The organism is Leptospira sanjuanensis (assembly GCF_022267325.1).
Lineage (GTDB): Bacteria > Spirochaetota > Leptospiria > Leptospirales > Leptospiraceae > Leptospira > Leptospira sanjuanensis.
In genome coordinates, this window is record NZ_JAIZBG010000001.1 from 3950135 (window position 1) to 3958157 (window position 8023).

General features: G+C 42.1%; 5 protein-coding genes. 3 read left to right on the top strand and 2 right to left on the bottom strand.

Features of this window, described 5'->3' with window-relative positions; translation table 11 throughout:
• Positions 1-608: 608 nt before the first annotated feature.
• Positions 609-2063 (bottom strand): M20/M25/M40 family metallo-hydrolase, encoded by a 1455-nt coding sequence (locus tag LFX25_RS17945; protein WP_238731450.1) that lies wholly within the window; start codon positions 2061-2063, stop codon positions 609-611.
• 155 nt (positions 2064-2218) lie between these two features.
• Between LFX25_RS17945 and LFX25_RS17950 the strand changes: the two genes are divergently transcribed.
• Positions 2219-2947, top strand: coding sequence for a hypothetical protein (locus LFX25_RS17950; protein WP_238731451.1), 729 nt, complete (start codon positions 2219-2221; stop codon positions 2945-2947).
• A gap of 841 nt (positions 2948-3788) precedes the next feature.
• On the opposite strand, the gene mnmG is transcribed toward LFX25_RS17950, so the two are convergent.
• On the bottom strand, positions 3789-5696 hold the full coding sequence (mnmG, locus tag LFX25_RS17955; protein WP_238731452.1) for a tRNA uridine-5-carboxymethylaminomethyl(34) synthesis enzyme MnmG: 1908 nt from the start codon (positions 5694-5696) through the stop codon (positions 3789-3791).
• 141 nt (positions 5697-5837) lie between these two features.
• Here mnmG and LFX25_RS17960 point away from each other — a divergent pair, with 141 nt between their 5' ends.
• Positions 5838-6761, top strand: a complete 924-nt coding sequence (locus LFX25_RS17960; RefSeq protein ID WP_238731453.1) for a branched-chain amino acid transaminase — start codon at positions 5838-5840, stop codon at positions 6759-6761.
• 5 nt (positions 6762-6766) lie between these two features.
• A complete protein-coding gene (locus LFX25_RS17965) occupies positions 6767-7705 on the top strand; it encodes a hypothetical protein (protein ID WP_238731454.1) in 939 nt (312 codons plus the stop codon).
• The last annotated feature ends 318 nt before the right edge of the window (positions 7706-8023 follow it).

Genomic DNA, 8023 nt, shown 5'->3' on the forward strand with positions numbered 1-8023 from the left:
TGATTCGTAGTGTCTTCACAGAATTTGATCGAATTCGATTTGATTCGACTGGATGGAATGACTTAGTGGTGAATTTGTCGGAAGAGAAAGGGATTCGAAGGCTTGAAATTGAAGAAGAAAAGGAAGAGCGCTGTGACTTGTGGGAACTCTTACGATTCTAGATTACTGAGAGTTTTGTAAGAGTCTATTCACATTGGATGCGACGTAATTTGTGGGAACTCATACAAAATCTGAAGAACAAATTCGTTCGAGTAGATCTAAAGAGAAATAATTTGTAGGAACTCACACATCTTCAATCACGGAAAACTTGAATAAGAATTCAATGAAGAATCATTTGTGGGAACTCCCACAGAACTAAATGTTATTTTTATATTCTGAAAATCTCAAAATTTTTAAGCGTCTCATTCGATTGAAATTTCACGACAGACCAATTCAGCGGAGATTAGAATTTCAGGACGAACAAATTGAGCGGAAATTTTTCTTAAACAACGATCGCGAATAACAATTTTTAAAATCTAAAAACGAATTTTGAAGACTTACTTTAAGAAATGCGATAAAGAAGGAAGTTCAGAGTGGAACGGCAAATTCTCACCCTGAACTTTATGAAATCAATCGGAGGCGTTGTTGAATTCGATCACCGACTTATGAAGAATTTCGATTCCCGTTTTGAGGTGTTCGATCGTCGTACTTTCATTCTTACCGTGAATCCCATCGATCTCTTCCGAAGTCATCAACGCCGGAATTAAACCGTAACACTGGAAGCCGGCAAGACGCAAGTAAGAAGAGTCTGTCGTTCCCGGTGACAAGAAGGGAGTAATCACCGCGCCCGGCACGACTTGTTGAACGACACCCGATAAGATTTTAAAGTATTTCGAATCAACGGGAGAAGTCGTCCCAGGTTCAAGATGTCTCGCGGTTACTTTCACTCTGTATTTTTCACCGAGCTTCTTTACCTTTTCGTAGATTTCATTCTCATTGAAGCCGGGAAGAATACGGATATCGATCGTTCCGTTCGCTTTCGAAGTGATGACATTGATACCGGCAGGATGCGTATCGACTCCTGTAATACTCACCGAGTTGCTTGTCATCGCTCTTAAATGTTTATTCGAACGAATGACTCCGTTCAAGATCGTTCCCAACAACGGATTGCGAGAACGTTTTAAGACGAAAGAATTCGGAAAGGGACTTACTTCTCCCATTTGATAAAAGAAAGAAGCGGTTTCGTCTTTGATGATAACTACTTCATTCATCTTCTTGAGCTCGGTAAGAAAATCGATCAGACTCAATGCGGCGTATTGAATCGGCGGAGTACTACCGTGACCGGAAATATCTTCCGATTCCAAGTCCAACCATACCGCGCCTTTTTCCGCGTGTTGAATGTTGAAGATCTTACTTCCTTTGATGACGACATCTTTCGTACCGACTCCGCCTTCGTTGTGAACGAATTCATATCCATTGAAAATGTTTCTATGTTTTGCGATTAAGAATCTCATCCCGAACTCGGACCGACTTTCTTCATCGGAAACTGCGAGATACATTAGATTCTTTTTGAGTTTGATTCCGGAATCGTGGATTAGAAAGAACGCATAGAGTTCCATAATGCCGAGACCTTTGACGTCTACTGCGCCTCGACCATAGATACGGTCCCCTTTTCTAATTCCCGAAAAAGGATGTTCCACCCACTCGGCAGGATCGGCTTCCACGACGTCGATATGACTTGTAAGAATCAGACCGCCATGAGGATCGCTTCCTTTCATCTCCGCCATGATGCTCGCGCGCTCGGGTTTACCCGGAACTTCAAAGATCGTAGTTTTGATCCCGCGTTTATCGAAGAGTCCTTTCAAAAACAAGGCCGCTTGCTTTTCGTTTCCGCGAACAGTTTTGATTCTTAGATAAGCCTGTAAATCTTTCGAAGCTTCTTCAGCGAGTTTCCCATAGTCTCGCTTTTCGAACTTAGCCTTCGGTGTTAAGGATTGGATTCCTTTTTCTGTAATAAAGATCGTATAAAGTAAAAACAATGCGACGGCTCCTAAAAAGCCGAGTGCGATCTTCTTCCAATTCATTTGTAATTCTCCTCGGTGCGGAAGAAAATAACGCGTCCCGATTTCCTTTCAAGGCATTTACACGGAAGAATCGAATGCTTTTTCAACCCTCGTCTCCGATTTGCCGGTTAATCTTTTTGATTGTTTTCCGATGATTGTAGTGTAGAGGTTATCGTATGATTCGAGTTTTATTCTCCCTTTTACTTTTTCCGGGAATGATTTTCGCAGTTACTCCAGGCAAGTGGTCTCATATCGATCAGTATGTTTTTGGAAACAATGCGAACGGTCCCGTTAAAGAAATCGTAAAGAACGCAAACGGCAAAGTCGTCTATACCGCGACGTACGAATATGACGCTTCCGGAAAATTGATTAAAGAGTCTTACTTAAATGCGGAAGGAAAAGCGGACGGCTCGACCGTCTTTCAATACAAAGACGGAAGAGTTGTTCGAGAAGAACTCTTTGATAAAGAAAATCTTCTTCTTGAGACGAAAACCTTTCGTTACAATCCGAAAGGCCAGATCGACCTCGTGGAAGTTTTCGATAAAGAGAACAAACTGCTTTTAAAATCCAACATCATCTCTTGGGATAAGAACTTTGCAAAGTCCGGACAAACAAACTGGCCCGACTCGAAAGAAATCGAAACGTTTACTCTGATCCAAGATGCAAAAAATCCGAAAGCCTTGATCCAGAATATCTATAACGAAGAGAAAAAACAAATCGCTTCGACCAAGTTTGAATACGACGAGAAGGGGAAGTTGCTTACACGACTCAACGTTCAGGGTGAGCAAGAAAGAAAGAATCAAATGAACTACGATTCGAACAGTCAGCTCCAAAGTTTCACGTTTCACGTGAAACAGAACAACAAGTGGGAACTTCAAAAGACTCACGAGTTGATTTACAAGTAATCTCTACTTTTTACGCCGCCCCAATATTGAGGCGGCGGGCAAGCTTTGCCGTTTATCCGACCCGCATTTGGATCTTCCTAATATCCTTTAACTTTTGTCTGTAAAGTGATGTCACTAAATCGATTCTCGTCGATCCAACCTATCTATGGTTTTCCACATATCTGAATGCATCGGCTCTTAGTAAGATCTCCTTCTTAAGACCCAACCACTTCACCTGAATTTTGCTTCGATAAATTCCTTTCCGATTTCAAAGAGAAAAGACGGTTCTCTCAACCGATGTGATTCTTTTGAACTTCAATCGCCTCTAAGATACATCTTCAACTCCGAATAGAAAAGATGTGAGGAGAGCAAGCGGAGATTCGGGAAGGGGAGTTGAAGGATGATATAATTTAAATGCGGAACGATCAAGGAGCGCGGAAAAATAAATGATCTTTACCATTCAATGAAGCTCGCTCGTAGCTATTCGAGAAGCTACTTTGAACGTCGGAACCTTAGGCCTACTTGTTTTTTGAATTTTCGAACCTAAAGAGAAACAAAAATATTCCATAGATATCTTTCAGAAAATAAGGAGATCCAATCGATTCAGTTTTCGATTGTGTTCCATTGCAAAATAAGAAAAATCTTTGATCTCGGCCCAAGCGAAAGAGGTTAAAAAGAAAAAGCCCGGATATATCCGGGCTGTTGAAAAACGTTTCACATGAAACGTGACTCAAATTCCGAGTTTGGTCGGAGCTATAATCAGCTTATCTGATTCCTTGTCGGTGCTCCGACAGCAAATCATAAGAACAGACTTCAAACTTAAGTAGGAGTTCCTACAGATAACATCCTGAATCGACAAAGATCAAGAAGCCTCCGCTTCTTGTTTTCTTTTTCCCTTAATGTGATACAACAACAAGTCGACATCGCTTGGATCCACACCGGAAATCTGACCGGCCTTTTCCAAAGTCATCGGCTTATGAGTTTTCAGTTTTTGAATCGCCTCTTTCTTGAGTCCGGCAATAGAATCGTAGTTTATATCTTCCGGAATCGCAAGATCCAAATATTTATTCTTCCATTGAATCGTTTCGAGTTCCCGTTTGATGTAACCTTCGTATTTGATTTCCATCTCGAGAATATTTTTCTCCGACTCAGACCAAGAACATACTTCGGGAAGCATAAACTCCACGTCTTCGATCTTAATCTCGGGACGTTTCAAAAAAGAATCCAACTTCATACCGAACTTATAGTTCGTGATCCCTTTTTGATCTAAAAGATCCTGAAATTCCTTTGAAGGTTTGAGCGGAATCTGATAAATCTTTTCACGAACCGAGTTTACTCTTTCGTAACGGTCTTTCATCCGATCGTAACTTTCCTGATCGACAAGACCGAGTTCGTAACCGTACTTCATCAATCTTTGATCGGCGTTGTCTTGTCTAAGAAGAAGTCTGTGTTCCGCCCGGGAAGTAAACATTCTATAAGGATCTTCAACGCCCTTGTGCACTAAGTCGTCAATCAACACGCCGATATACGATTCACTTCTCTTGAACAACAAAGGTTCTAAATTCTTCAGAGAATGTAGAACACTGTAAGCTGCTACGAGTCCTTGAGCGGCCGCTTCTTCGTAACCGGTCGTGCCGTTGATTTGTCCCGCGTGATAAAGACCTTTGATCTTTTTTGTTTCGAGCGTAGGCTTTAACTCGGTCGGATCGACATAGTCATACTCGATTGCGTAACCGGGTCTCACGATCTCCGCATTCTCCAAACCTTTGAGAGAACGCACCAACTTCCATTGAACTTCTTCGGGAAGACTTGTAGAAACACCGTTGAGATAGATCTCTGTTGTTTCATACCCTTCGGGTTCGAGAAAGACTTGGTGTCGCTCACGATCCGCGAATCGAACTACCTTGTCTTCGATCGAAGGACAATAACGAGGTCCGGTGCTTTGAATTTGTCCCGAGTACATCGGAGACAAACTTAGATTTTCATGAATGAGTTTATGAGTCTCGGCGTTCGTGTATGTGATATAACATGGAATTTGTCTACGAGTGATCTTCTCCGTTGAAAAAGAAAAGGGAGAAGGATGAAGATCGCCGTCTTGAATCGCAAGCACACTCAAGTCGACCGAGTTCTTATGAATGCGGGGCGGTGTTCCGGTCTTCAATCTTCCCAACTTCAAATTGTATTTCGCCAAAGATTTCGAAAGACCTTTGACGGTCGGTTCGCACATTCTTCCGTTTTCATTTTGATACGTTCCGATATGAACGAGAGAAGATAAAAAAGTCCCAGTGGTTAAGATGACATGGTTCGTATAAATTTCAAAACCGCGGCCTGTTTTTACTCCGACCACTTGATCGTTTTCGATGAGAAGTTCTTCGACCGTATCCTGACGCATCGAAAGATTCTTTTCCGCTTCGAGAGTATGTTTTACTTTCAGTTGATATTCTTTCTTCTCCGCTTGAGCGCGCGGCGCCCAAACGCTCGGACCTTTGGAAGTGTTGAGCATCTTAAATTGAATTCCGGTGTTATCGATCACCTTGCCCATGATGCCGCCGAGTGCGTCGACTTCTCTTACCATATGTCCCTTAGCGATACCGCCGATCGCAGGATTACAAGACATCTGACCGATCGTATCCAAGTTCATCGTGATCAAAAGAGTTTTCGCTCCACCTTTAGAAGCGATGTAAGCGGCTTCCGAACCGGCATGGCCCGCGCCGACAACGACACAATCAAAACGATTCGGGAAAAAAGATTGGTTCTTGGATTCGATCATCGAGATTCAACTTCCTGAAAATAAATTACTAATTTTAGAATGGGATGTTTCGCAACGTTCGAGCTTCGATCGTAAGATGAATCGACAAGAGACCCGATACATTGATTCATGGAATTATATCACTTATCAGGTTCCTGTTCCATGGCAGAATCCATCAAGAAACTATCCTATTTCGAAGGAAAAATCCTTCCTGAATCAGAAGCGAAGATCAGCATTCAAACACACGCGCTTCAATACGGAACCACCGTCTTCGGCGGACTCCGCGGTTACTACGATAAAGACACCGATAACATCTATCTCTTCCGTATCTTAGACCATTATCAAAGACTGATTAACTCGACTCGGATCATGCAGTTGAAGTTGGATAAGACAAAAGAAGAATTGAGAGACATAACCATCGACTTGATTCGTCAGTGCGGTTACAAAGAGAATATTTATCTTCGTCCATTCGTTTATACTTCTGCGCTGCAACTTTCACCTCGCTTTCACGACGTTCCCACCGAACTCGCAATCTATATTCTTCAGTTGAACGACTACTTGGATACGAAACGCGGATTGAAAACGATGGTATCCAGTTGGAGAAGATTCGACGACGCCGTAATTCCGACCTTGTCCAAAGTCTCCGGCGGCTATGTGAACTCGGCGCTTGCAAAATCGGAAGCGGTTCAAAACGGATTCGATGAAGCGATCTTCTTAGATGCGAGAGGATTTGTAAGTGAAGGTTCGGCGGAGAATATCTTCTTAGTCCGAGACGGAAAGATCATCACACCGGGAATCAATTCTTCTCTTCTTGAAGGAATCACAAGAAGAAGCGTTCTTCAGATCGCAAGAGACAACGGAATCGAAGTGGTTGAAAGAGACATATCCAGAAGCGAACTTTATATCGCCGACGAAGTTTTCTTTTCGGGAACGGGAGTTCAAATCGCCTGGGTTTCCGAAATCGATCATAGAAAAGTCGGCAACTCGGAGATGGGACCGATCACCAAAAAGATTCAAAGCCTCTTCTTCAACCTCGTAATCAATAAAGAAGAAAAATACAGACACTGGTTGACCCCGGTTTATTAAGAAGAATGTCATCCTCCGCGTTTCAACTCGACGATATTTTAGGACAAGAAGTCGCATTGACTTTTTTAAAAAGATACACGTCGAAACCGGAGACCATCCCACCGCTTTTGATCTTTCACGGACCGGACGGTACCGGAAAAGAATCCGCATCCGAACGTTTCATTAAGAATGTATTATGCTTTGAAGGAACTTCTTGTGGAGTCTGCGCTTCGTGCAAAGCGTTCATGCACAACTCGCATCCGGATTACATTCGGTTTCCGGAAGAAAGCGGTAAGATCATTCCGATCGGAAGCGAAGACAATCCGGAAGAATTTACGATTCGATGGTTGATTCGGTCCCGCTTAAACTATCGCCCTCATCTTTCCCGATTTCGTTTTATCGTTTTTCCGGATGCATCGTTGATCGGCAACGAAGCGGAAACCGCGTTGCTCAAATCTTTGGAAGAAGCTCCTCCGTTTTCCAGATTCATCTTTATCGTCAACAACATCGACAAATTGAAAGAGACGATCGTGAGTAGAGCGATCTGTGTTCCATTCCAATATTTGAATCAAAACGATTTAAAAAAAATTCAGGCGAACATCGGATCGATCGCGCTACCGTTTCAAGGAGGAAGTTTAGTTTCTTCCGAATGCCCGACCGAAGTAATCGAACTCGTTCAGGAAAAAATCAAAGATCGGCTGGAAACACAACTTGATCTTTTGAAACTCGAGTCGTGGATTCTTTCCTACAAGGACGAACATCCCGAGTGGAAGGACAATTTTTCTTACAAGGAATTCTTAGAACTCGTAAGTCGTGTATTGATCTACGAATACACGCGTACCGGTTACGAAAATAATCTCACAAAAATCGAAGCGATCTTCGAATTTAAGGGAGAACTTCACAAAAGAATCACCGGAATCGATACCATCGCACTTTCCAGATTGTTTTTCCGCCTTTCTCTATAAGATATATTCTAAAATTTGAATATACTTTCGGATAAAAACACACTAACAAACGTTAGTCGAAATACGGGAATCCTCTAATTTCTTCTTTTGCGACATAATTTATTATCCCAAACATAAACATCTTCTTTTTTTGGAGAAGAATTCGGATTCCGGAATTTTCATTTGAGTACAAGAGTTCTTCTAAAAATACTGTATTCTCATTCATAGGTCGTCGGAACGCCGAAGACAAAGTGGAAAATCGTATCATTCAATCGAATTGGAAAAATTTTTTCAATTCGAACCCGTAAAAACCTCTTTGTATAAGGGATTTTTGTTTTA